At 43.3% G+C, this 23,285-nt stretch carries 24 protein-coding genes and 1 tRNA gene; 11 read left to right on the top strand and 14 right to left on the bottom strand.

Going from position 1 to position 23,285, the window contains the following annotated elements; genetic code table 11:
- Positions 1-60: 60 nt before the first annotated feature.
- The 3 genes from Nant_RS09960 to Nant_RS09950 are packed head-to-tail and all read right to left on the bottom strand — an operon-like array spanning position 61 to position 1,676.
- Positions 61-531 carry a copper chaperone PCu(A)C gene (locus Nant_RS09960; protein ID WP_054341501.1) on the bottom strand — a complete coding sequence of 157 codons (471 nt, stop codon included), beginning with the start codon at positions 529-531 and terminating at the stop codon, positions 61-63.
- Positions 532-543: 12 nt separating this feature from the next.
- The gene (locus Nant_RS09955) at positions 544-1,152 is read right to left on the bottom strand and encodes an SCO family protein (RefSeq protein WP_054341500.1); all 609 of its coding nucleotides are present in this window, start codon (positions 1,150-1,152) and stop codon (positions 544-546) included.
- Positions 1,149-1,676 carry a hypothetical protein gene (locus Nant_RS09950; RefSeq protein ID WP_054341499.1) on the bottom strand — a complete coding sequence of 176 codons (528 nt, stop codon included), beginning with the start codon at positions 1,674-1,676 and terminating at the stop codon, positions 1,149-1,151. The genes Nant_RS09955 and Nant_RS09950 overlap by 4 nt, the downstream gene beginning before the upstream one ends.
- A 191-nt stretch (positions 1,677-1,867) precedes the next feature.
- Between Nant_RS09950 and Nant_RS09945 the strand changes: the two genes are divergently transcribed.
- Together Nant_RS09945 and Nant_RS09940 are read left to right on the top strand one after the other, a co-directional pair.
- Positions 1,868-2,488 (top strand): SH3 domain-containing protein, encoded by a 621-nt coding sequence (locus Nant_RS09945; RefSeq protein WP_054341498.1) that lies wholly within the window; start codon positions 1,868-1,870, stop codon positions 2,486-2,488.
- A gap of 234 nt (positions 2,489-2,722) precedes the next feature.
- Entirely contained in the window at positions 2,723-5,344 is a 2,622-nt protein-coding gene (locus Nant_RS09940; protein WP_162224933.1) for a bifunctional diguanylate cyclase/phosphodiesterase, read from the top strand.
- A gap of 100 nt (positions 5,345-5,444) precedes the next feature.
- Here Nant_RS09940 and Nant_RS09935 read toward each other — a convergent pair whose 3' ends face one another.
- Positions 5,445-5,978 carry a DUF2058 domain-containing protein gene (locus Nant_RS09935; protein WP_238377111.1) on the bottom strand — a complete coding sequence of 178 codons (534 nt, stop codon included), beginning with the start codon at positions 5,976-5,978 and terminating at the stop codon, positions 5,445-5,447.
- Between the two features lie 123 nt (positions 5,979-6,101).
- Here Nant_RS09935 and Nant_RS09930 point away from each other — a divergent pair, with 123 nt between their 5' ends.
- A complete protein-coding gene (locus Nant_RS09930; protein WP_054341495.1) occupies positions 6,102-6,737 on the top strand; it encodes a LysE family translocator in 636 nt (211 codons plus the stop codon).
- 161 nt (positions 6,738-6,898) lie between these two features.
- Here Nant_RS09930 and Nant_RS09925 read toward each other — a convergent pair whose 3' ends face one another.
- Positions 6,899-7,108: a hypothetical protein gene (locus Nant_RS09925; protein WP_054341494.1), complete on the bottom strand. Its 210-nt coding sequence runs from the start codon at positions 7,106-7,108 to the stop codon at positions 6,899-6,901.
- Positions 7,109-7,391: 283 nt separating this feature from the next.
- Positions 7,392-7,586 carry a PA3496 family putative envelope integrity protein gene (locus Nant_RS09920; protein WP_054341493.1) on the bottom strand — a complete coding sequence of 65 codons (195 nt, stop codon included), beginning with the start codon at positions 7,584-7,586 and terminating at the stop codon, positions 7,392-7,394.
- Between the two features lie 453 nt (positions 7,587-8,039).
- On the opposite strand from Nant_RS09920, the gene Nant_RS09915 reads away from it, so the two are divergent.
- Positions 8,040-10,775 (top strand): bifunctional acetate--CoA ligase family protein/GNAT family N-acetyltransferase, encoded by a 2,736-nt coding sequence (locus tag Nant_RS09915; protein ID WP_054341492.1) that lies wholly within the window; start codon positions 8,040-8,042, stop codon positions 10,773-10,775.
- Positions 10,776-10,866: 91 nt separating this feature from the next.
- Here the strand turns inward: Nant_RS09915 and Nant_RS09910 are convergent, their stop codons facing one another.
- Both Nant_RS09910 and Nant_RS09905 read right to left on the bottom strand, forming a co-directional pair.
- On the bottom strand, positions 10,867-11,151 hold the full coding sequence (locus Nant_RS09910) for an ArsR/SmtB family transcription factor (protein WP_143773508.1): 285 nt from the start codon (positions 11,149-11,151) through the stop codon (positions 10,867-10,869).
- Between the two features lie 226 nt (positions 11,152-11,377).
- The gene (locus tag Nant_RS09905; RefSeq protein ID WP_054341490.1) at positions 11,378-11,785 is read right to left on the bottom strand and encodes a YgaP family membrane protein; all 408 of its coding nucleotides are present in this window, start codon (positions 11,783-11,785) and stop codon (positions 11,378-11,380) included.
- Between the two features lie 160 nt (positions 11,786-11,945).
- Here Nant_RS09905 and Nant_RS09900 point away from each other — a divergent pair, with 160 nt between their 5' ends.
- The gene (locus tag Nant_RS09900; RefSeq protein WP_054341489.1) at positions 11,946-12,872 is read left to right on the top strand and encodes a universal stress protein; all 927 of its coding nucleotides are present in this window, start codon (positions 11,946-11,948) and stop codon (positions 12,870-12,872) included.
- A gap of 11 nt (positions 12,873-12,883) precedes the next feature.
- Here the strand turns inward: Nant_RS09900 and xthA are convergent, their stop codons facing one another.
- Positions 12,884-13,699 carry an exodeoxyribonuclease III gene (gene xthA / locus Nant_RS09895; RefSeq protein WP_054341488.1) on the bottom strand — a complete coding sequence of 272 codons (816 nt, stop codon included), beginning with the start codon at positions 13,697-13,699 and terminating at the stop codon, positions 12,884-12,886.
- Between the two features lie 177 nt (positions 13,700-13,876).
- Here xthA and gorA point away from each other — a divergent pair, with 177 nt between their 5' ends.
- Positions 13,877-15,235 carry a glutathione-disulfide reductase gene (gene gorA / locus Nant_RS09890; RefSeq protein ID WP_054341487.1) on the top strand — a complete coding sequence of 453 codons (1,359 nt, stop codon included), beginning with the start codon at positions 13,877-13,879 and terminating at the stop codon, positions 15,233-15,235.
- A gap of 126 nt (positions 15,236-15,361) precedes the next feature.
- On the opposite strand, the gene htpX is transcribed toward gorA, so the two are convergent.
- Positions 15,362-16,246, bottom strand: a complete 885-nt coding sequence (htpX, locus tag Nant_RS09885) for a protease HtpX (protein WP_054341486.1) — start codon at positions 16,244-16,246, stop codon at positions 15,362-15,364.
- 261 nt (positions 16,247-16,507) lie between these two features.
- Positions 16,508-17,275 carry a transporter substrate-binding domain-containing protein gene (locus Nant_RS09880; protein WP_054341506.1) on the bottom strand — a complete coding sequence of 256 codons (768 nt, stop codon included), beginning with the start codon at positions 17,273-17,275 and terminating at the stop codon, positions 16,508-16,510.
- Between the two features lie 296 nt (positions 17,276-17,571).
- On the opposite strand from Nant_RS09880, the gene Nant_RS09875 reads away from it, so the two are divergent.
- Entirely contained in the window at positions 17,572-18,477 is a 906-nt protein-coding gene (locus tag Nant_RS09875; protein WP_054341485.1) for a class I SAM-dependent methyltransferase, read from the top strand.
- Positions 18,470-18,958 (top strand): 3'-5' exonuclease, encoded by a 489-nt coding sequence (locus Nant_RS09870; protein WP_054341484.1) that lies wholly within the window; start codon positions 18,470-18,472, stop codon positions 18,956-18,958. Before Nant_RS09875 ends, Nant_RS09870 begins: the two co-directional genes overlap by 8 nt.
- A gap of 59 nt (positions 18,959-19,017) precedes the next feature.
- Here the strand turns inward: Nant_RS09870 and Nant_RS09865 are convergent, their stop codons facing one another.
- Both Nant_RS09865 and Nant_RS09860 read right to left on the bottom strand, forming a co-directional pair.
- Positions 19,018-19,350: a hypothetical protein gene (locus Nant_RS09865; RefSeq protein WP_238377110.1), complete on the bottom strand. Its 333-nt coding sequence runs from the start codon at positions 19,348-19,350 to the stop codon at positions 19,018-19,020.
- 178 nt (positions 19,351-19,528) lie between these two features.
- Positions 19,529-20,743, bottom strand: a complete 1,215-nt coding sequence (locus tag Nant_RS09860; RefSeq protein WP_054341482.1) for a pyridoxal phosphate-dependent aminotransferase — start codon at positions 20,741-20,743, stop codon at positions 19,529-19,531.
- 252 nt (positions 20,744-20,995) lie between these two features.
- Here Nant_RS09860 and msrB point away from each other — a divergent pair, with 252 nt between their 5' ends.
- Entirely contained in the window at positions 20,996-21,403 is a 408-nt protein-coding gene (msrB, locus tag Nant_RS09855) for a peptide-methionine (R)-S-oxide reductase MsrB (protein WP_054341481.1), read from the top strand.
- Positions 21,400-22,065, top strand: coding sequence for a DNA-3-methyladenine glycosylase I (locus tag Nant_RS09850; protein ID WP_054341480.1), 666 nt, complete (start codon positions 21,400-21,402; stop codon positions 22,063-22,065). The genes msrB and Nant_RS09850 overlap by 4 nt, the downstream gene beginning before the upstream one ends.
- A gap of 8 nt (positions 22,066-22,073) precedes the next feature.
- On the opposite strand, the gene syd is transcribed toward Nant_RS09850, so the two are convergent.
- Positions 22,074-22,613, bottom strand: a complete 540-nt coding sequence (gene syd / locus Nant_RS09845) for a SecY-interacting protein (protein ID WP_076495955.1) — start codon at positions 22,611-22,613, stop codon at positions 22,074-22,076.
- Positions 22,614-23,045: 432 nt separating this feature from the next.
- Between syd and Nant_RS09840 the strand changes: the two genes are divergently transcribed.
- Positions 23,046-23,122 (top strand) — tRNA-Asp (locus Nant_RS09840).
- Positions 23,123-23,285: the final 163 nt, after the last annotated feature.

Below are 23,285 nucleotides of genomic sequence, written 5' to 3'. Positions count from 1 at the left end.
TGAGGTCGTTTTCTCTATATAGTAGAAATTATAGTCAATTTTTTCAGCACATTTTTTGTATTATTCTGCTTTAGTTTCTGGTGTATGCATCATGTGATGTGTATTACCCATCGACATAATATCTTTAACCGGTATCTCCAGAGACTGCTGTGTTCCATCGGAAAATTCAAGAGATAGTCCGATATTGTCGCCGATGTTCAGATTGCGGGTTAATCCAATCAACATAATATGCATACCGCCCGGTTGTAGACTGATGATTTTGCCTGCGGGTACTTTTATATCATTAATTTTGCGCATCCGCATGATGCCGTTATCGTTAATATGCGTATGAAGTTCGACATTTTTAGCTACGTCGCTAGAGGCTTTAGTCAGTGTTATCTCGTGTTCGCCTTTATTTTTCAGTTGCATAAAAGCCGCACTATTCATTTGGCCCGGCGGAACCGCACGTACGTACGCAGACTCAATAATCACATCAGCATAAGTAAAATGAGACGCAGCGAGTAATATAGTGGTTAAAAGTATTTTTTTCATGAAGTTTACCTATTAACTCTGGTTGAGTAGTGTCCGAATTTCTGTCATTAATTGAACGGGTGAACTGTTGTGTAATAAGGGTTTGTATAATTTTCCAGCAGTATCAATTAAATAAATTCTTGATGAGTGGTCTACCGCATATCCCATAGCTGAATCTTCCATTTCTACCTTCCGATAGAAAGCACCATATTGTCTGACTACCTTATCAAGGCTGGCTTTATCCGCCGTCAGCCCCGTAATCATCGGGCTGAAAAATCGGGTGTAGGTTGCTAGTTTTTCGGGTGTATCTCTATCGGGATCAACACTGATAAACAGTCCCGCTACCTGTAACTTCTCTTCAGTTTCAAGTGATTTAAAAGCTTGAGTTATTACTGCCAATGCGGTCGGGCAAACATCAGGGCAGGATGCATAACCTATATACAGGGCGACGACTTTTCCCCGGTAGTCTGATAGTGAAACGGGTCCTTGGCTGGACTGCAGCGTAAAATCGCCACCTAGAGTGCTACTATTTGAGCTGTTGATGGCCTGAGGGCGAAGGGAAAAAATAACCGCTAAACTGATCAGCATTAACAGCGTCAGTATCAGGAGTATACGTAGTGTTGATAGCGTGCTTTTTTTCATCTTGATTCAAACTCAAAAGTGGCTATTTGTGATTTTGATGTCGGGTCAGGATAAGTAAGAACTGCCGCCTGCCAAAGCATGCTCCCCGTCGTACATATCGCTAGCTCTGTTGTACCCTCCCAGACGGTTTCCTTCGTGTCAGTCCCATCCGAAACAGTTTCTTTCGAATAACTATCGTCCGTTCGAGGGGTTAACTTTATCTGATTAATGCCCATATACATATCTTTGCCCGTTATATCCAAGACGACCGTGTGTGCCTCTATATTTTTTAGCTTTACGGTAAAATTAATAGGCATCAGTGACACAATGTTTTTCGGACGAGCTTCAAGCGTAATGCTTTTATTGCCTTGTGTTGCTGTGCAGGCTGCTTGTTTCAAATCACAAGGCTCAATTACTGAAAAAGTGTGTGGTGTTTCTTCCTTGTCTAATATTTGAGGAAGCTTCCAAAGTACAAGTAATACTGCCGAAAAAGCGAAAATACCCGCCACTATTTTTAACAGTTGGTATGTTTGATTGCTTAGCATTCTTTCTTCTCATGTTGGGATGCAATTTTAATGTTAATAGCGGTATATGAACATGCGTCTTATTGTCGCATCTGACGCGCTTAATAAGGGGATAACTTACTGTTACTGCTTGCACTTAACTATGACGGAAGCTATCTTTTCATACTATTTCAAGTGTTTCATATAGTATTGGGAAATGAGAGAGGACGTTTATGCGCCAGTACACCATTTTTTTCTTTTTATGCCTGTTTTTCACCAGTTTCAATGCGTTAGCTCTGGAATATTATCGGGTAACCGATGAGCCCATAAATATCCGCGTAGGCCCGGGCACAAATTTTAAAATGTTAGCGCAGGCTCGTAAAGGAGAAAAGGTTCTGTTTTTAAAGCAGGATGGCGATTGGGTGAATATTTCCTTCTTGCATCCTGATGGACGAAAAGTACAAGGGTGGATGCATGCTGCGTACCTGAAGCCGGAAGCTGGAACTGAAGAAAAGCTGGAAAATGTGCCTGTGCTGGCTAAAGCGCTGGGTGCTCATTTGGAGTGTTTACCCAATACGAATAATGTTGGTGTGGGTAGTTGTATGCTTAATCTCGATCTGTCTGTCTCGGGACCTTTGGATCATGACGCCGCTGAAATCCGCTGTGAATCTGAACTATTGCTCTATCTGGAGAGTGGTGAAGTTAAACCTCTACAGGAAGTTGGGCGTATTCGTACCCCTCTTAAAGAAGGCGTAGGCGCAGCCAGAATACAGCTAATGGTGTTCCCCGTGACAACATCGACAGTAGAGAAAGTAACTGTCGTTGATTACCATTGTATTGCTCAATCTAATTAAGTCTTCTGTGGGTCTGAGGTCTTTGTTCTTGTGAAATGATACTAATATTCGTAACGGAATTTTTTATTAAAGCATAAGTTTTATAAAATCAACCAAGCGTATCATACAGATATAATCTCAAAGAAAAGGTTGTTTTATTGCTCGTTACGGCGACACGTATGATGCGTTGTTATTAGGATCGTAATAAGAAATTCATAGTAAAAAAGCCATCGTAAAATGGATGATGAGGTCGAAATGAGTAAAGTAGACATAAGAACCGCACGTTGGTTTACGTTATTGTATAGCCTTTTGTCTTTACTGATGCTTTCAGCCCTGATTGCTTTCAGTTATGCCACTTGGAGTAATGTTAAGCAGCAGGCCTATGAATCATTAACGCCTCATAATAAAAGCCTGACAAGAGTGGTAGGTCGATTTTTCAGCCATCAAGAGTCGGTGCTTACTGAATTAGCGCATTCGGTCATGATAGAGAACAAGCCTGATGCCTTTATTCAGACCCGTCTGGATGACTTACGCAGAGCAACGCCTCAAATGCGAGTGCTTGCGGTTATTGATACTAAAGGATCAATACTGGCAACCACTGGAAATATTCATACGCTTGAGTGGCTTGACCTGTTCGATCATGATCAGGTCATCATTGGGCGGCCGTTTAGGCCTACTTTTGTAGGTGAAAATATTTTGCCGATACGTAAGCCGATAAAAAACGAATATGGTGTGACGACGGGTTATGTTGTCGCGGCTTATCGTTTATTAGGCAATGATGCTATATGGCAAGAAGCAGAGGAAGCAGAGAGTAAACGTCGCTCAATGATTATCGGAGAGGATGGGCGTGTATACATATCTTACCCTGAATCAGATACTTTCTGGCAGAGTTTCGTATCACAGAAAGTAGAGGAAGGTTTTCTAAATATACTTGCAGAGCTTACTCAGCAATCAAGTGAATGGAAAACACAGGGTGTGCAGTACCAGAATGAAAATCTGCTGATTACGGCCAGTAGAATAGAGGCTTATCATTTCTATATCGTTAGCGGGATTCCGAATGATGATTTATTTTCTCGCTGGTTAGAACGAATGAAGTATGTTGCATTGGCCGTACTTGTTTTCCTGATCGTGGGGCTTTTTGTCTTCAGAATCATATTAAATCGCGCATCGTTATTTGAGTCATCCCGAAATTCTGCAGAACATAATGTATTTAAACTCTCGAAGGCAATTGAACAAAGCTCTAGCAGTGTGATCGTGACCGATGAAAACTGGCGGATTGAATATGCAAATAAGCGCTTAAGTGATGGTGATGATATTTCAATTTCGCTGGCATCCGGGCAATTATTACTTGAACACTTTCCCCATGATTTATTAAAAACAGATATTGAAATTATTAGGGAAAACCTTCTGAATGGCAATAACTGGTACGGTGAGCGGAGTGCGAAGAGCCAAAAGCAGTGGTTTTCATATTCAATCAGTGCGGTGACGGATGATTTGGGACATATAATTAATTATATGGTGGTGACGCAGGATATTACAGAGCGAAAACAAGTTGAGATGCGGCTGTATAAGCAAGCTAATTATGATGCGTTGACGGGGTTGCCGAATCGTCGCCGTACTAATGGCTTGCTTGCGGAGGCTTTTGAAAAAGCATGGAAAAACAATCAATGCGTTGCCGTGTTGTACATGGATGTAGATAATTTCAAACAAATTAATAATACGTTTGGACATCTGCTAGGTGATCAGATATCGCTACTTATCGCTGCCAGATTGCAGCAGACCGTTGCCGAAAGAGGAACCGCGTGTCATATGAGTGGTGATGAGTTTCTGGTTTCGATGGTCTTTAATAGTGATCAGGAAATCATTACGCTCGCCGAAAATATTATGACAGTAATGAAACAGCCCGTGTTGCTGGAAGGTAAGAAACTATTTATTTCAGTAAATATCGGAATTGCACGTTATCCAGAAGATAGTGCCGATGTTTCCAGTATTTTACAGCATGCAGATATTGCTCTTAATGCATCTAAAAACCAAGGTCTGTGTCGTTACAGTTTTTTCAGCCATGCCTTAGATGAGAAAAATAAGCGGAAAGTAGAGCTCGAAACGGAAATTTGTCATGCGTTAGCCAATAATGAACTTTCTATGGTGTACCAAACCAAAAATAAAATTAATACAGAAGATGTATGCGGCTTTGAAGCGTTGATGCGCTGGCAAAGCCCGCGGTTAGGGTTTGTGAGTCCGGAAGAGTTTATATCAGCGGCGGAAGAAATTGGTATTATCGATAAGTTGGGGGAGTTTGCGCTTTATCAGGCCTGTCGCGATGTACAAAAATTTCAGCACTTAAGCAATCAGCCATTAGCTATGGCCGTGAACATTTCAATGTACCAGTTAACTAACTCAGATATTGTGGGAACGATAAAGCAGGTACTGAATGAGACTGGCGTGAATCCATGTGTTTTAGAGCTCGAGATAGCAGAATCGATGTTAGCTCAGCATCATGAAGAGGTGCAGCCGATCCTCAATAATTTACTGGCGTTGGGAGTGTCCCTTAGTATTGATGGTTTTGGTTCGGGTTATAGTTCACTCAGTTACTTAACCCGCTTTCCCGTATCGGCCCTGAAAATCGACCGTAACTTTATAGCTAACATGGTTGAAAATCGTAGTGATGCAACGTTAACTCATACCGTTATTACGATGGCGCATAAATTAGGCTTAAAAGTAGTGGCAGGAGGAATCGAAGGTGAAGATCAGCTGGCGTTGCTACGCGTTTATGGATGTGACCTGGGACAAGGGACTTATTTTACTAAACCCCTCAACTTTGAACAGATGACGAGACACTTGAAAATCCAGCAGGAAAAACCAGACTGGGCTATTTGAGAGTAAGCAGTGCTGCGCTAAGTTAGCCTATCGTTAAGTTATAGTTATTTAGCTAAGTCGTAAATAAACCGGATTCTAATGAATCCGGCTATATAGGTGGCTACCACATCAGATCATCTGGGATAACATAGTCAGCATAAGGATCATCTTCTGCGGGTTTTTCTGCCGGTTTTATTCGGATAATCCAGTCGGGCTGTCGCACTTCTACCCGGTCAGCAATATCTGCAGGGATAAGATAATACTTATCTTCCAGCTTCGAAATTATCAGTTGCGAGCGCGCCAGCTGATTTTGTAAATCTGAAGTGATGTACAGGTTTTTAACCAGCTTACCATCAACAAATCGGTAACCGATTTCTGCTTTATTACTAATATTGATTTTATGATGCAGTATCAGTTGCCGAGCTTCCGAGGCGGACGCCTTATTTTCTTTTTCCTCATCTCGGCGCTTATTTAAGGCTTTGTCGCGCGCTATTTTTTCCTGACGCGTTTGTTCAAGGCTTCTCTGAGTATCGGCTACAGATGCCGCCTTATCCTGCTTGCTCGTTTTCTTGTTTTGAGCTTTGGCTTTTTTAGCCTGTTGTTTGTTGGCCAGTCCTGCTTTTAATAACTGATCCTGAAGTGAGATAGCCATCATCAAGTACCTGCTATTTATGGGGGCTGCATGATAACACAACCTCCTGATAAATTGAGCCAAATCCTTCCTTGCTTTGAGTGTGAGGTGTATATTTAAATGTAAATATCCGGAGAGGGGACTACGATGACGGATGCTCAGTTTATAGCGTTCCTGATAGCGATTACATTACTAACGATATCGCCAGGTGTTGATACGCTATTGGTTTTACGGAATACGTCGCGAGGCGGCTGGAAAGATGGTTTCGTCAGTAGTTTGGGTATCTGCAGTGGTTTATTTGTACATGCTACGATTTCCGCTATTGGAATTTCAATGATACTGTTGCAGTCCGCTTGGGCTTTTGGTTTGCTTAAACTAGTAGGCGCTGTATATCTTATCTGGCTGGGTATTCAGAGTTTGCGGTCGCTAAATAAAATGCAACTTGATACTGCAGGTCTTATCACGGCCGGTAATTTTAATTGGCCGCGATCAGTGAGGGAGGGGCTCTTATCCAATGTATTAAATCCAAAACCTATTATATTCTACATGGCTTTTTTACCTCAATTTGTGGATCCTAACGCTAATCTTTTAACGCAGTCACTAGGTTTGGCTAGCATTCACTTTGTGATTGGCATGATATGGTTATCTGCGCTGACTTTTCTTTTGTGCCATATAAAGGGATGGGGCTTGGGAGGGCGTGCTGAAAAGTGGCTTCAGGGAATGACTGGATGCGTTATGGTTGCTTTGGGTTTGCGCCTGGCATTGGAAAATAAAGAGTTATAATCAAAAAACTATTACTAAATAGAGTTTTAATAAACATAGTATGAGCAAATGTGAGCCAGATGTTGTTTGCTGGCTCACGATAATAATGTATGAAGCGCTTGGCGCTAAGATTTCACTATTAAGATCTACTCAGCCGTAAGCTGAATGTCATATTATTAATTTTAGTGACTCATACTGTCAAAGCTATAGTCATGCACAATGTGCTGTTTTAGTCGACGTTCTTCAATATAGTCGTCGATTTTTTTGCGGTTTTCTCCATGGTACTCACCACGTTTTCTGTTTTTATTGACATCGTCGTTATCAAGCAGCGCATAATCCCAGTCTTCTAAATTATCGGAGGAGAGGGTCTCTACGCGTATTTTGGTGCTCATAACCGTGTTCTCTACGTTATATCAAAGTTGAAGAACAGCTTGTCTGTTCTTGGAAATACAGGGTGGGTCTCGTTAGAGCCAGCATCAGCCTGATTGTTCGAATATATATCGGATGTTTCTTGTACGAGAAATTGAATTTTTAAATCGATAACGTGTAAAAATGCTACAAACTCAATCGCGAGCTATACAAAAGGGTTAGGAACAAAAATATGTACAACAGAGCCTATGATCTATTGACCGAAATTTCTCACATATAAGTTTCGAAATGGCGTAAATAAAAGCTTTAAAAGTCATCATCGAATAGTTCTGTTATGCTTTTTTGAAGCATTCTTGCTTCAAGTTTTTCTTCGATACTGCGGCGCATGTTCCGACGCGTATTTTTTTGTGTGCTAATAAATCCTAAATCCTCGACATCATCAAAATCAAGGATATCTGTATCATCCAGAGAATCGTCACTGGGAATCATTTTATCACTCATAAGAGTGGCCCTCTCCAAATAAAGACTACTTCATTATTTGTGCCACGCCGACAATGCAGTGTCGATGTGGCAGTAATTTATGAGTGCGATTTTTATCAGTGGATATCAGTATTGTAAATTGAAAAAAATTTGTAATTTTCAACAATTGATTGAAAATAAATCAATACTAATATGGTTTGAGTTTTAATGACTTTGTGTGCTGAAGTTGATGATCGTGGAAGGATAGATGGTGAGTGCTTTTGTGTCAGCATCACAGAATGTAATCCAGAGAAAGGATGGGCTACGCTAGGATTAATTTATTGCTGCTATGCAGCAATTATTATGTTAAAAATTGATTTAAGCTAGTGTTTATGGATATATTAATAATATTGCGACTGCGTAATAGAGATATTGTATGTATACTTTTTGACATTAGTAAGTAGAATCTTTTAGAAGCATTATGGAGATAGGGTTTTGAGCACTCGATACTTAAAGCGGTTTTTTAAACCTAAGTCGATAGCTGTATTTGGCGCATCTGAAAAACCTGGCAGTATGGGAGGCATTGTCATCCAGAATTTATTGGAGAGTCAGTTCCCGGGATTGCTGATGTGTATTAACCCTGAGGGGTATAAAAAGGTTTTTGGTGTTTCATGTTACACAGGTATTTCAGCGCTTCCCGAGATGCCTGATTTGGCTATTATCTGTTCTCCGCCTGATTCTGTGCCTGATATTATTCGAAAATTGGGTGCGCACATGGTCAAAGCTGCAATTATTCTGACCGGTGGGCTTTCTATCAAGAACAACCCTGCGGCTAAAACACTCAGTGAATCTGTGAAAGAAGCTGCCAGACCTTACGGTATACGTATTCTTGGGCCGGATTGTATGGGGCTTTTAGTCCCCGGTTCAAATATGAATGCCAGCTATTCACATATGAATATTCAGAAAGGGAAAGTGGCTTATATCGGTCAATCTGGCTTGTTAGGCACTGCTATGATTGATTGGGCCAATGGTCGTGAAATCGGATTTTCTCACTTTTTAACACTAGGTGATGGGGCTGATGTTGATCTTTCCTCGGTTATTGATTATGTGGCACAAGATCCTTACACCTATTCTATTTTATTACAGTTGGATCGAGTCTCTGGGTCCTCAAGAAATTTTATCTCCGCATTGCGGTCGGCATCCCGTAATAAATTAGTGCTGGTATTGAAGTCCGGTATTTTCTCTGATGATGGCCTGAAGGCGCCGAAAGCGCCGGGAATTCCAGATGAAGATATGGTGTATGACGCGGCGCTGAGGCGTGCGGGGGCCGTACGTGTTGAAACGTCCGATCAACTCTTTAATGCACTTGAAACGCTCTCGAAAATGAAGCCGCTCAGAGGCGAACGTTTGGCCATTATATGTAATGGATCGGGTCCGAATGCTTTAGCCACCGATCGATTGCTTAAAACGGGTGGTAAATTGGCGGTATTGAGCGAAGAAACTATCGTACAGCTTGAAAGGCTTTTGCCTGCGGGTTGGAATCCGAAAAATCCGGTAGATCTGAATGCAGATGCAACACCTGAACGTTTCGCACAAGTTGCTGAAATTTTAACTAAAGATAAGCAAGTAGATGTTATTTTGTCTATTCATGCACCGACTCGCCGGGCACCCAGTGTTGAAACGGCCGACGAGATTGTTAAGGTGATACGGAAGTCGCCCCGGAATATTCTGACGTGCTGGATGGGTCGCGCCACTGCAATCGAAGCAAGAAATCACTGTAATGCCGCCAATGTAGCCGCGTTTATCACACCGGAAGAAGCGGTAGATGCCTTTATGCATATGGTGGATTATCGACGCAATCAGGAGGTGATGCGTCAGACGCCTGCCTCGTACGTCGAACAGAATACTCAGAACCATCAAAAAGCTAAAAAAATAATAGCGGATGCAATGGCTGAGCCCCGTGACTATCTTAAGCATAGCGAAGCTTGTGATCTGCTGGATCAGTATGATATCCCTGTCCAAAATAGCTATTACTCCGATGATATTGAGGGTGTCATTGAGCTGGCAAAAGAGCTCGGAGGGGCTGTTGCTATTAAGGCTTTGCATACTAAAAATGTATATCCATTTAGCTATGATGATGTGTCCTTTCATCGCCGACATGATCTCGCACAAGATCTGACTTCATTAGCGGATGTCCGGCATGCGACCACAAAATTAGCCTATCGTGTCAGTGAGAGTATTGGCGAAGAAGGCAATATGGGTTTTTGTGTACAACAGATGAAACGAGGCTTTCAGTCCCTGCAAATTAATGTTGGTATCACCAGAGATCCTACCTTCGGTCCTATTATTGTGTTTGGTGCGGGTGGCTTTACCGTTGATGTGCTGGCTGACAGACATGTCATGCTGCCCCCTATGAATATGGCGCTTGCCAAAGAGTTGGTGAAAAATTCTCGTATTTATAAAATCATTGAAGAGCATAGCCAGCAACCTGAACGGGATATGGAGCAATTAGCCGATATCATCCTTAAGCTATCCGAGATGGTAGTCGATCTGCCAAACCTTCAAGGTTTAGAAATCAATCCTTTGCTGTTAAACAGGTTAGGGGTACTTGCTGTTGATGTTGCTGTTTCAATTGGTGAAAAGTCACAATTGGCTATATCACCTTATCCAGGTGATTTAGAAGAGTCTATAGCGTTGAAGCGTTCAGGCAGGCCCGCTGTAGTAAGACCCATTCGTGGTGAGGACGAGCCCAGGCATTTGGATTTTTATAATAAACTTAGTCCAGAGTCTATTCGAATGCGCTATTTTTACAGTCGTGGTGTGCCGACACATCAGGAGTTGGCTAGTTGGACTCAAATTGATTATGACCGCGAGATGGCGTTTATCGTTTCGGCTCCGAGTCTGAACGGGCAAGGTCCAGAAACACTAGGTGTTGTCCGGGTTGTAACAGACCCGGATAATATTCGAAGTGAGTTCTCTATTGTGATCAGAGATGATCTGCAGGGAGAAGGTCTGGGTGTCATACTGATGCGTAAAGCGGTTGATTATTGCCGTAGTCGTCAGACTTTAGTCATTGAAGGGTCAACATTGCCGACAAATAAAGGTATGCAGGGGCTGGCTATGAAACTTGGATTTACAAATACATTTAATATGGAAGAAGAGGTTGTTGATATGAAAATGAAACTCAACGAACCTACTGAAGATTGGCAAGTGACCCGGTTACAGCATTAGTCTTGTAAATATTAAGGTGCCTTGCGGCACCTTTTTGGCCACTGTTGGTTTTAACTGTGGATTTGTGGCAGCAGGATCTTTATTAAGGAGTTCAGGCTGTCGGGCAGTACATTTCATGAAGGGTATGTATTATACGCTTCGCTGTATCGCCTGAAAGTGAATAAAAAATTGTTTGTGACTCACGTCGAGTACTGACTAAGCCATCTTTTCTAAGAACGGCTAAGTGCTGAGATAGTGCTGACTGGCTTAGATCCAGACAGTTGTTCAGCTCGGTGACGGAGAGTTCTTTGCCATCTAAATAGCAAAGTATCAATAACCGACTTTCATTGCCTAATGCTTTCATGAGTTTGGCGGCGCGTGAAGCATTGGCCTTCATCATTTCGAGCGTCTCAACATTGAGGCTGGGTTCATTTACAGTAGCCAAACTTCGATCTCCAAATAATACATCTGAAAAAAAACAGATCTCTGGATCCGTTATAAAATGCTTTTTGTCATTTCATTCTTCTAATATACAGATAAAAAGTATAAAGCGGGTTGTTTACTATAAAAAAGCGCCAGTTTAGGCGCTTTTTTCGGTAGAAAAGGGGTTAACCCTTATAAACTCAAACTATATCTTTAAAGCCCACAAGTCTCGCAATGGTCATTCCTGGACACCATCCGGTAAATGCCGATTGCACTAAACTGACGCCGATAATAGCGGTCACAGCAAGTAGTGTCATGCTAACGTTGAAAACGAGAACTGCGATGATAGTCCCTAAGATGATAGAGCCTGCCAGAATATGTACCCCCTGAGGCACCGTCATACCTGAGACATTACAGGATTCTTGTTTTAAGCCTAATTTATTAAAAATGGTAATCGCTGGACACCATCCGGTAAAAGCAGATTGAAGCAGGTTTAAACCAACAAATCCCGTTAGATAAAACCAGTTTTGGCTGATGTAAGTACCGAGTGCCAGGCTAATTAGTACAACAGTGCCTGCCATTAAGCGAAGCGCAGAATTCACAGTCATGATAAATCTCCAAAAATAGTTTAAAGTATTATATATTAGATTTAACTAATGTAAATAATATTTGCTGTTTTAACACTAAGAGTGTTGAGCAGGATCAAGACTAAAATTTATCGACTTGTTATCGTAATACTAAGCAGGGTAAGCAAGGGATGAGGTGTTTATGAAAATATTAAGAGTGTTAGTACATATTGACTCTGATCAGGTATCAGACGCACTGATGGAAAAAATCAGAATACTAGCAAAACAAAATGAGATATCTATTGAGTTATTCCGTTGTTGTTATAATGATTCTTTACATCGTAGTTATATGTTCGACACAGAGCTGGAAAAACATGCCAAAGCAGGGTATTTACATCAGAAAGAACGCGAGCTAATCCGTATTGCTGAGCAATTAGAACGGCAAGGTTTAAGTGTTGGTTATGATGTTACCTGGAATAAAAATGCAGCAGAAGGTGTCATTAAAAAGGCTTTAAGATTTCGTGCGGATATGGTGATTGCTTCGGTAGGCAAGCACCCACTGGGATATTATATTTTCAGGCAGGGCGATTGGCAGTTGATCGCGCAATGTCCGGTGCCTTTGCTGCTGGTGAAAGATACGGCATGGTCAGCACACCCCCGTATAGCTGCGATGGTTGATCCGTTTCATCAGTGTGATGAGCCAAATAAACTTGATCATGAAATATTGATGACATCAAACAGTATAGCGAACCTGCTGCTCGGCGAGTTACATGTAGTGCATAGTTTTAGCAGCATTCCCCAAGTTGCTATTTTTGATGAACATCTGACAATGGATTATGCAACACTGCATCAGAAAGTTAAGACGCGACACACTGAAGTCTTACAGGCCTTGGTTGAGGGGGAAGCGTTAGCCTCGGCCATCTTAAATCTTGAGGAGGGGGAAATTCACGAAGTAATACCGGCTTTAGTTAAACGCGAAAATATAAATATTCTGATAATGGGCTCCATTGCGAGAGGAGTTGTTGAGCGCTTCTTAATAGGCAGTTCTGTAGAGCGGGTATTAGATAAGGTCGACTGTGATGTGTTGCTGATTAAGCAACCGGGCTTTGTTAGCCCGGTAACAGAGTGATTTTTATAACATCAAAGATCAAAGCTTGCCCAGATGGGAGCGTGGTCAGAGGGTTTTTCCATCCCACGGAGTTCGTAGTCGATCTCTGATTCCTGACAAGTTTGTACCAGTGAGGGTGTGGCCAAAATAACATCGATCCTGAGGCCGCGTTTAGGCACGTCTTCGAAGCCACGGCTGCGGTAATCGAACCAGCTGAAACGGTCGTCTACGTCTGGATGTAACTGTCTGAATGTATCGGTTAGCCCCCAGTTCTGCAGGCGGGCAAGCCATTCTCTTTCGATAGGTTGAAAGCTGGACTTTCCTGTTTTCAACCAGCGCTTACGATTGACTTCGCCGATGCCAATATCCAGCTCGGTGGGTGATATATTAATATCGCCCATCACAATCAGGTTCTCATCTGGCGAGTGATGAGTGCATAAATGTTCCTGAAGATCCGCATAAAAGCGGGCTTTAGCAGGAAACTTAATCGGATGTTCAATATTCTCGCCCTGAGGAAAGTAGCCGTTAAGCACGGTGACGGTGTTTCCTTTTGGGGTAGCGTATGTGCCGATAATCATACGGCGCTGGGCATCTGCTTCGTCTGTCAGGAAACCTTTCTGAATGCTTAGCGGTGGTTTTTTTGATATCAGACAGACGCCGTAATGACTTTTCTGACCGAAGTATTCAACATGATAGCCATGCGCTTCAATCATCTCCTTGGGAAACTGCGGATCGTCGACTTTAATTTCCTGTAGCCCTATGACATCCGGGTCGTGCTTTTCGATGAGCGCCGCAATCTGGTGAGGTCGGGCACGTAGTCCATTAACATTAAAAGAGATAACTTTCATGCGGTTCCATCAACAATTGATTAAATAGACTACTATTCTAGCACGTCTTTTCGTTGCTCTAAGAAGGTTCATTCATGTGGGCTGATTTGATTTTCCTATGATGTTAGTAGTTATCTTTGATTGGCACTTTATCGCCTGAATCGTTACAGTAAATAAAATTCACATAGGAGCTTAGCTGTGTCTGCTTACGATTTTGATCTCTTTGTTATTGGTGCCGGTTCAGGTGGTGTAAGAGCGGCGCGTATGGCCGCTACTATGGGTGTTCGGGTTGCGGTAACGGAAGACCGTTACCTTGGCGGTACCTGCGTTAATGTCGGCTGTGTGCCCAAAAAACTGTTTGTTTATGCCTCACACTATAAAGAAGAATTTCATGAAGCCGCAGGCTTTGGTTGGACGGTAGGCGAAAGTAGTTTTCATTGGCCGACTTTACGTGATGGGAAAAATGCTGAAATTAGTCGTCTGAACGGTATTTATCGTAACTTACTGGTTAATTCCGGATGCGAACTGATGGATGGTCGCGGCACGCTGGTCGATGCTCATACGGTTGCCGTCAATGGTAAGCACTATACGGCCGAGCGTATTTTAGTCGCTACCGGTGGCTGGCCATTTGTTCCAGAAATACCCGGTAAAGAGCATATCATTAGCTCCAATGAAGTCTTTTTTCTGGACACCTTTCCTAAACGTGCGGTCGTGGTGGGTGGTGGTTATATTGCCGTGGAATTTGCGGGTATTTTTGCCGGGCTGGGAGCTGAAACCAGCTTGATCTACCGTGGCGATCTGTTCCTAAGGGGCTTTGATCGTGATCTTCGCGAATTTGTTGCTCAGGAAGTGGCTAAAAAGCATGTTGACCTCAAATTTAACAATAACATTGAGTCTATTGAAAAGCAGGCCGATGGTAGTTTACTGCTGATGTTGAGTGATGGCACAACCCATGAAACTGATTGTGTGCTCTATGCCACCGGGCGTGTACCTAATGTTAATAATCTGGGTCTTGAAGCGCTGGGCGTAGAGCAGCAGAAAAATGGGGCAATCGTCGTTAACGATAATTTCCAGACAAGCGTGCCTTCGGTTTATGCGATCGGTGATGTCATTGACCGTGTTCAACTTACGCCTGTCGCCTTGGCTGAAGGCATGGCGTTGGTTCGACATCTTTATCAGGAAGGCAGCCCTGCCGTAGATTACAGTCTTATTCCGACGGCGGTGTTCTGCCAGCCTAATATCGGTACCGTCGGTTTATCTGAAGAGCAGGCGCGTGAGCAGGGCAAGGATATTGATGTCTATCGCAGTGATTTTCGTGCGATGAAGCATACGATGTCGGGAAGCAGTGAACGTACGCTGATGAAAATGATTGTCGAAAAGAGTTCTGACAAAGTACTGGGCGTACATATGGTCGGCCCGGATGCAGGAGAGATTATCCAGGGATTAGCGGTTGCCCTTAAAGCGGGAGCAACCAAAGCAGTATTCGACTCCACGATTGGTATTCACCCGACGGCTGCAGAAGAGTTCGTTACCATGCGTGAACCGCTAAAAAGCTGACAGATAAACCATGTGAAAAATACGCTTCGATCATGAAGCAATTCATGGAGTACAAAAGGGGCTAATGATGAGAATCATTAGCCCCTTTTTAATAAGTGCTGTCCGGTCTTAAATAAAGTTATTTAATTAATGAAGATTTTGTAGTGCGGCGATTCGATCGTCCAATGGGGGGTGGCTGGACATCAATGCCATAAAGCCCATTTTAGTGTGGCTGCTGATACCGAATGCGGTCATTTGGCTGGGTAGTTGATCAGGCATGCCTGATTCTGCTTTGAGGCGCTGCAAGGCACCTATCATGCCTGCCGTGCTACCAAATTTTGCACCGGCTTCGTCGGCGCGATATTCACGGCGACGGGAGAACCAGGCGACGATGATTGAAGCGGCAATCCCAAAAATGATTTCTGCAACAAAGGTCGCAATGTAATAGCCGAAGCCGACACCGCTCGAGTCATTACCTTTACGCAGCAGAGAATCGACAAAGTAACCGACGATACGCGCAAAAAACATAACAAAGGTGTTAACAACACCTTGTATTAGCGTCAGGGTGATCATATCGCCATTGGCAACGTGGCCAATTTCATGGGCCATTACCGCACGTGCTTCTTCGGGACGAAAGCGCTGTAATAAACCTGTGCTGACTGCCACTAATGCGCTGTTTTTGTTCCAGCCAGTGGCAAAAGCATTGGCCTGCTCTGCCTGGAATATACCCACTTCCGGCATACCAATTCCCGCTTTTTTAGCCAGTTCGGCTACAGTCTCTACTAACCATTTTTCTTCTTGTGTACGTGGTTGATCAATGATCCGGGTGCCCGTCGATCTTTTTGCCATCCACTTAGAAATAAAGAGAGAAATGAAGGAGCCGGCAAAGCCAAATACAGCACAGAAAATCAGCAATGAGGTGAGATTCAATCCTGTGCCTGACAGGTAATGCTCTACACCCAGCAGGTTGAGCGTCACGCTGGCTACGCCAATGACAGCCAGGTTTGTCAGGAGAAAAAGAATGATACGCATAGTTATGTTTTCCGAAAATAAAGTTAGTGATTAGATATAGGCTTTGATTAAAAGTTGCAACCCCATGGTCATTAACTATCGGTATATTTGTTGCTGATCTGGCGTAATAGACGCTCTCGTCTTGGCGTTTATCAAGACAGAGAAAAGCAAAACAGAAAGCGCCTGAGAGGCTGCTCGTAGATAAAAATAATCCCCTAGCAGTAAATGATATACCTCAGACGGAATGCCTGTGTAAAAGAGCATTCCGCCTTTTTGTCACATTTACTTCAGCCAACTGTCTTTTATAGCCTGATACTCTCCGGTAAGATCGGAGATGTGAAGCCACTGGTCTACGTAGGCTTTCCACACAAAATCTCTTGGCATCAGATAAGCCTTCTCAAAGCGGTTAAAAGGTGCCTCTGGATGCACTGCTTCAAGCTCAGGGCGGAGTTTCTGCTGAAGTAGTGTCTCCACAGAATCCGTCATCATTAGATCGGCTGTTCCATCTACGATCTTGTCAAATATGGTTACATTGTCGTCATAGACAATTATCTTTGCTTTTTTCAGGTTGGCTCTGGCGAACTGTTCATTTGTGCCGCCAGGGTTGACTATTACGGTAACGTCTGGCTGGTCTATTTGCTTCAGTGTCTGGAAACGATCGACATTTTCATCTCTGGTAATAGGGGTTTTACCTGTGACAAAGTATGGGTCAGAGAAGAGCCCGACTTTCTGGCGGGAGAGTTTTACTGAGACGCCTCCCATTGCTATGTCGTACTTGCCCTCTACTGCTTCATCTGTGATTTTCTTCCAGGTAGTCGGAACTATGACAAGTTTAACGTCAAGAGATTTGGCCAGTGATTTAGCCATATCTACGTCTATACCAGACCATTCGTCACCCTCTCTGTAGGTAAAGGGTTTGTAGTCACCCGTCATGCCTACCCTTAGCTCTCCTCTTGAGACGATCTCATCGAGAAGACTTGCTCCCATTGCGGAAGTTGCCATCAACACAGACATGATGCATGCCAGTAAAATTCTGCTGATCTTTTTCATAATAAATACTCTCAAGCTACGGTTTTGATATAAAAAAAGCTGGACCTCCAAGAGGATAGCTGGCTGTATTTGCCGCGAAAACCAGACGCCGACCATGAAGACTCCCACAAGGCTCGTTAAACATAAAGTTAAATAGAATAACTGCACCGTACATGAATCTCATTTCTTATAGATCGAATAGTTATCAACATCATAAAAGCATAAAAGGAAATAGAGTTAAGAGCAGGCTCGCATATATTTGCTGGTCGGGCTTGGGGCATCTCTTTATAATTCAGAGTATCAACTCAGGAGGTTAAGTGACTGATATTTATCGTTGGATACATGAGCAACAAAAAATTGCAGGCAATCAATGCCGCCGTTTATTACATGGGCGGGGTGGTTTTTTTCCAGGTTATGAGTCGGTTGTCATTGACTGGTTTTCACCTGTGGTGATTATTCGGTTGTATGCTGATGTTCCCGAAGAGACATTGAGTCAGCTCAAAGCCTTTTTCGCGAATGATTCTAGGGTGACCGGTCTTTTAGTTCAGCACCGAGGCCGAGGGCGAGAGACTCAGCATGAAGCGATTTTTGGTGAGGTGCCTGAATTACTCATTGCTAATGAGTCTTCATTGAAATATGAGATTAGGCCGGCGCAGTTTCAAAATAGTGGCCTGTTTTTGGATATGCGCCATGGCCGCGACTGGGTACGCAGGCATTCGCACGGTAAAAGTGTGCTTAATTTATTTTCTTTTACCTGTGCCTTTTCGGTTGCTGCTATGGCGGGTGGCGCAGAGCGGGTTGTGAACGTGGACATGAGTAAAAGGGGATTAAGTATTGGGCGGGCGAATCACCAGCTCAATCAGCATGATCTCTCAGCGGTCACTTTTATGCCCTATGATATGTTGAGATCATGGGGGCGTATCAAAAGGCCTGGTCCTTATGATGTGATTATTATTGATCCCCCGAGTTTCCAGCCGGGCAGTTTTATTGCAGAAAATGATTACCGAAAAGTGCTAAGACGATTGCCGGAGTTGGCTGCACCGCAGGCGCTTGTGTTAGCTTGTCATAATGATCCGGCCCATGATCAATCTTTCGTCAGAAACCTGATGCACGAGGAGTGTCCGCAATTTGGCTTTATTGAGCTTATTGTAGCGCAAAATGACTTTCCAGAACTTGAGCCTGAGTGTGGTGTAAAAGCAATGGTATTTCAGCACAATGAGTAAAGCATCCGTAATCTGTATTGATATTGAAGCCAGTGGGATGGGGTCGCGATCTTACCCGATCGAAATTGCCTGGAAGAGTGCGTTGACGGGAAAGTCAGACGCTTTCCTGATTAACCCCGATACTGGATATAACTGGACTGACTGGGATCCTGTTGCCAACGATATTCATGGTATAGACAGGGATGAGTTGGTTGCCAATGGTATTTCGGTTAGAGACGCATGCCGGCGTCTTAATCGCATGCTTGAAGGTCAAGCGGTTACCAGCGACGCCTATGAATTTGATTATTTCTGGATGCAGCGGCTTTTCGAGTCTGCGATGATGAAACCTGCTTTCGTCATGCAAGGAATTGATAAAATTCTGGAGGGGGCTCAATTAATACAATATCGGTTAGTCGCTATTAGCCAAGTTAGAGCGCACCGTGCTATGAATGATGTCAATGACGTGCTTGCGTGTCTTGCTGCGTGTGACATTGGCGATTGAATTAAGCCAATAAAAAGGCAGCAAAAATGCTGCCTTTTCAGTGTGAAGCTATCGGTGAATCACAGATTTAAAACATGCTCTTCGATTTTAGTACGCAATTCATCATACTGCCCCATCTCTTCTGGCAAGAAATGGAGTTTGTAATAGCTGCGTTCTACGAGGCTGCCTTTCGTGCCATTGATGTTTTCTTTAATCATCGCGTAGGTATAAGTCATCTGGAGATGCAGGACACGTGTATGCGGCTGGATTTGAAATTCATGGTTTTCAAGGTCGTAGCGAATTTTTTTCTCTTTGATTGTATAGAAAGAAACCTCAGCGACATGATCCAGATTGATTAGGAAGTTTGACGTCACAGGCACAAGGTGCTGTTTTTCCAAACCGTTGTGTTGCATGTAGATTCCGCAATTTTTCTTGATTTTGATAAACATTGCTGTACCTAGAAAATGTTGTTAACAGATATACATAGTATGTCATTTAAATGACGAATTTCTTACAAACATTAGCGCGAGTTGGCGTACTGCACAACTAAAGTTTATAAAAAGAGCGGGCTTAAAGTCGCTCTTTCAATAATTATTGCTCATACGTTTTAAGGAACGTGCCAATCCGTGTTATGGCATCCTCCAATTCATCAATGCGGGGTAGAAAAACAATTCTGAAGTGTTGCGTATCAGGCATGTTAAAACCGCTACCTTGAACGACAAGTACTTTTTGCTGCTGCAATAAATCCAGTGCCATTTTCTCATCATTTTTGATCGGGTATACGTCAGGATCTAGCCTTGGGAATAGATACATAGCTCCTTTAGGCTTGACGCAGGATACGCCAGGAATGTCATTAAGCATTTTCCATGCAAGATCGCGTTGCTCATAAAGTCTTCCTTCAGGGACGATCAGTTCGTTAATGCTCTGGTATCCACCCAATGCCGTTTGTATGGCATGTTGTGCCGGAACATTGGCACATAAGCGCATGTTGCTGAGCATATCCAACCCTTCAACGTAATCGCGGGCGCGATGCTTGGGTCCGCTGATAATAACCCATCCAGAACGGAATCCTGCCGCACGGTAGGTTTTGGATAAACCATTGAAAGTCAGACAGAGAACATCATCCGCTAACGACGCTAATGAGATGTGCTCAGCTTCGTCATATATTATTTTGTCGTAAATTTCATCAGCAAAAACAATGAGGTCGTGCTCTCTGGCCAAATCCATGATCTGTTCAAGAATCACTTTTGGATAAACAGCACCGGTTGGGTTGTTGGGGTTGATGACGACAATGCCGCGCGTATTGGCTGTGATTTTACTACGCATATCATCAATATCCGGTATCCAGCCAGATTCTTCATCACATCGGTAGTGTACGGGGTTGCCGCCGGCAAGACTCACTGCTGCTGTCCACAGAGGGTAGTCCGGTGCAGGAATTAGCATCTCATCCGTATCATTTAACAGGCCCTGCATTGACATGACAATCAATTCAGAAACGCCATTACCGATATAAATATCTTCAACGGTAACGTTGGCAATTTTTTTTCTCTGGCACTCTTGCATAATGGCTTTACGGGCCGCGAACAAGCCTTTTGAATCACAATATCCCTGCGAGGCAGGCAGGTTACGGATGACGTCCTGAACAATCTCTTCGGGTGCATTAAATCCCCAGGGCGCAGGGTTGCCGATATTGAGTTTGAGGATGCGGTTTCCTTCTTCCTCTAGACGTTTAGCTTCCTGGAGCACTGGCCCCCGGATATCGTAGCAAACGTTGATCAGCTTGTTCGATTTTCTGATAACTGGCATGTTAACAATCCCGTAGCCCGCGAGTATCCTTTATATGTACTGGCGTGCGAGTAACAATTTATAAAAAAGGTTGATAATCATACGCTTTTTTGACTATTAAAAGAACTACCACTAACTATAAGATGCGGGTTCTCAAAAACTGAAAATTTAGTTTTCTGATAAATAGTATGCTTTTATGTGAATTCAAATTTAAAAGTAGATAGCGTTGCCTGGTTGATTGTTTTGGCATCCGTGAACGGAGAGGGTCGTGCAATGAAACATGCTGAGAAAGTCACAAAATCTGAGGATGAATGGAAAGCAATCCTGTCGGCTGAAACATACAGTATCTGTCGAAAAAAAGAGACGGAGCGTGCTTTTACCGGAACGTACTACCATAACGAAAAAGAGGGAGTATACGCATGTGTGTGTTGTGGTCTGCCCTTATTTCAATCTCAGACCAAGTACGATTCTGGTAGTGGCTGGCCCAGTTTTTGGGAGCCGGTCAGTGATGATGTTATTTTGGAATATCGTGATTCTGCTCACGGTATGATTCGCGATGAAATAGTCTGCGCGCGTTGTGACTCGCATTTGGGGCATGTTTTTCCTGATGGTCCAGAGCCAACCGGGTTACGTTACTGTGTGAATTCTGCTTCACTGGATTTTATAGAAGAGGCAAAGTGAAAGATTTTAAATGGTTATATGAGCATGCTTTACAGTATAAAGGTGAGGCTCTGGAGTCGTTATTGCCGACGTGTATGTCGCCATCATTGTTAGCGCAAGTGAACGATAAAATAGTGTTTTCTACACTCACCAGACGTGTTTTCCGTGCGGGGCTAAAGCATTCGCTGGTGGACAGTAAGTGGCCGGCTTTTGAAAAAGCTTTCTTTGGTTTTGATCCTTATAAAGTAGCGCTGATGAGCGATGATCAGTTAGAAAACCTGATGCAAAATGATCAGATTATCCGGCATTGGGGAAAGATTAAGGCGACGCGCGTTAATGCCATGATGTTGACCGAGACGACAGAAAAACATGGGAGTTGTGCTCGCTGGATTGCAGAGTGGCCGGAGGATAATATTATTGGCCTTTGGGCAGCATTAAAGCAGCAGGGGGCGCAGATGGGTGGAAACTCGGGCGCCTGTTTTTTACGGATGTTAGGTAAAGATACCTTCGTGTTAACGGATGATGTCGTGGCTGCATTAAAAGCTCAGGGCATTGTTGATAAGAAGCCTACAGGGAAGAAGGATCTTCAAAAAGTGCAAGATGCCTTCAATCTTTGGTGTTCTGAATCGGGCCGTCCTTTGTGCCATATCAGCCGCCTGCTCTCGTTTACGGTTGGCTGGTAAGCTCGTCGTTAACGAGGCTTTAGCTGACTGAGAAAAGCCGGAAGATTATCTGCTATTTGTTTAACCGGTTTTTTGCCCGGGTATTCCAACCAAATAGTGCCGTCATCGTTGCGTAGCGTTAGTATTCCATCGTCGGGTTCAGTGCAGGCGAAAAATAACGATAATGGTTGTTTCTGTTTTATCTTGGTTACGCAGTGGCCGATTAAGTTAGCGCGTAGCCTTTCCATGTCTTCTTCGTTCCATACTTGTAACAGTACTAAATCACCAGCAGGCGCTACAGCGCTTAGATGATTAGACCAATAGCTCGTATAATAGGCTGTGATATCCGGGTGGATGTCAGTCTCCAGAGCAGCTCCCAGGCGTGTAAAAATATCGGATGGGCTGGTTTGCTTCTGCGGTTGCCAGCTCGTCATGTCGCCGCTTTTAAGGTTTTGGTCTCGGTAACAGAGTGAAGGCCATTGAGGGTCAAATTCAATGCCGGGAAGCGCGTCTTTATTATGCACTAGCCAGGTAGCGATGAAGCTTTCTAATGCGTTTAGTGTATGCATTGTATCTTGAGTCATTCCTAATATGTTGATGAGTAGTGCGTTACTTTAGTGCTTTTGCTTCAAAGCGTACAATGAATAGGCGCTTAATTGTGAATTTACCTGCGAACTTAGCGGTAAATATTTAGATGACAATGTCTGAAGCTGTATTTTTGGTTGTTGTTTTTAGCTCGTCTTCTTATGTATATGTCGAGGTTTATACTATTGGAGGGGTGTTTTCGAGCGGTTAGACGGTTTATTGCGTTGGCTTGGTTTCGAAGAGGAGTGCGAAACCTAAGAGTGTTTTCATGCCAAATGTGAATAAAGAGCCAAAGGATTGTATGTTTTTTGTGCAGAATGAAAAAATATAGCTTTTTTTGACGTAAACGTTTGACAATGCAGGGGAAGTATTTAAAATGCGCACCTCGTTCAGGGACGTAAGTCATGAACGGAAACGGAGTGGTAGTTCAGCTGGTTAGAATACCTGCCTGTCACGCAGGGGGTCGCGGGTTCGAGTCCCGTCCATTCCGCCACTTAACAACGTGATGTATCTGTTATAAGATTGCCTCGGGTCGTTAAGGAACTAGTTAATTTGATGTGTTTGTTAAGTTTTATTACTTATCAAAACTGAATAATTTATTAGTATAAAAATGTAAGAAATGCATTATGGGCGTGTAGCTCAGTTGGGAGAGCGTC

Source organism: Neptunomonas antarctica (assembly GCF_001305295.1).
Classification (GTDB): domain Bacteria; phylum Pseudomonadota; class Gammaproteobacteria; order Pseudomonadales; family Balneatricaceae; genus Neptunomonas; species Neptunomonas antarctica.
The sequence above is the reverse complement of the archived record's forward strand: the minus strand, read 5'-3'. Positions and strand labels throughout refer to the sequence as shown.

What these genes read in the sequence shown, in the direction of transcription:
- Nant_RS09960 (WP_054341501.1), bottom strand. Translation starts at nt 531, where the DNA reads ATGAAAAAAATACTTTTAACCACTATATTACTCGCTGCGTCTCATTTT.
- Nant_RS09955 (WP_054341500.1), bottom strand. Translation starts at nt 1,152, where the DNA reads ATGAAAAAAAGCACGCTATCAACACTACGTATACTCCTGATACTGACG.
- Nant_RS09950 (WP_054341499.1), bottom strand. Translation starts at nt 1,676, where the DNA reads ATGCTAAGCAATCAAACATACCAACTGTTAAAAATAGTGGCGGGTATT.
- Nant_RS09945 (WP_054341498.1), top strand. Translation starts at nt 1,868, where the DNA reads ATGCGCCAGTACACCATTTTTTTCTTTTTATGCCTGTTTTTCACCAGT.
- Nant_RS09940 (WP_162224933.1), top strand. Translation starts at nt 2,723, where the DNA reads ATGAGTAAAGTAGACATAAGAACCGCACGTTGGTTTACGTTATTGTAT.
- Nant_RS09935 (WP_238377111.1), bottom strand. Translation starts at nt 5,978, where the DNA reads ATGATGGCTATCTCACTTCAGGATCAGTTATTAAAAGCAGGACTGGCC.
- Nant_RS09930 (WP_054341495.1), top strand. Translation starts at nt 6,102, where the DNA reads ATGACGGATGCTCAGTTTATAGCGTTCCTGATAGCGATTACATTACTA.
- Nant_RS09925 (WP_054341494.1), bottom strand. Translation starts at nt 7,108, where the DNA reads ATGAGCACCAAAATACGCGTAGAGACCCTCTCCTCCGATAATTTAGAA.
- Nant_RS09920 (WP_054341493.1), bottom strand. Translation starts at nt 7,586, where the DNA reads ATGAGTGATAAAATGATTCCCAGTGACGATTCTCTGGATGATACAGAT.
- Nant_RS09910 (WP_143773508.1), bottom strand. Translation starts at nt 11,151, where the DNA reads ATGAAGGCCAATGCTTCACGCGCCGCCAAACTCATGAAAGCATTAGGC.
- Nant_RS09905 (WP_054341490.1), bottom strand. Translation starts at nt 11,785, where the DNA reads ATGACTGTGAATTCTGCGCTTCGCTTAATGGCAGGCACTGTTGTACTA.
- Nant_RS09900 (WP_054341489.1), top strand. Translation starts at nt 11,946, where the DNA reads ATGAAAATATTAAGAGTGTTAGTACATATTGACTCTGATCAGGTATCA.
- xthA (WP_054341488.1), bottom strand. Translation starts at nt 13,699, where the DNA reads ATGAAAGTTATCTCTTTTAATGTTAATGGACTACGTGCCCGACCTCAC.
- htpX (WP_054341486.1), bottom strand. Translation starts at nt 16,246, where the DNA reads ATGCGTATCATTCTTTTTCTCCTGACAAACCTGGCTGTCATTGGCGTA.
- Nant_RS09880 (WP_054341506.1), bottom strand. Translation starts at nt 17,275, where the DNA reads ATGAAAAAGATCAGCAGAATTTTACTGGCATGCATCATGTCTGTGTTG.
- Nant_RS09870 (WP_054341484.1), top strand. Translation starts at nt 18,470, where the DNA reads ATGAGTAAAGCATCCGTAATCTGTATTGATATTGAAGCCAGTGGGATG.
- Nant_RS09865 (WP_238377110.1), bottom strand. Translation starts at nt 19,350, where the DNA reads ATGCAACACAACGGTTTGGAAAAACAGCACCTTGTGCCTGTGACGTCA.
- Nant_RS09860 (WP_054341482.1), bottom strand. Translation starts at nt 20,743, where the DNA reads ATGCCAGTTATCAGAAAATCGAACAAGCTGATCAACGTTTGCTACGAT.
- msrB (WP_054341481.1), top strand. Translation starts at nt 20,996, where the DNA reads ATGAAACATGCTGAGAAAGTCACAAAATCTGAGGATGAATGGAAAGCA.
- syd (WP_076495955.1), bottom strand. Translation starts at nt 22,613, where the DNA reads ATGCATACACTAAACGCATTAGAAAGCTTCATCGCTACCTGGCTAGTG.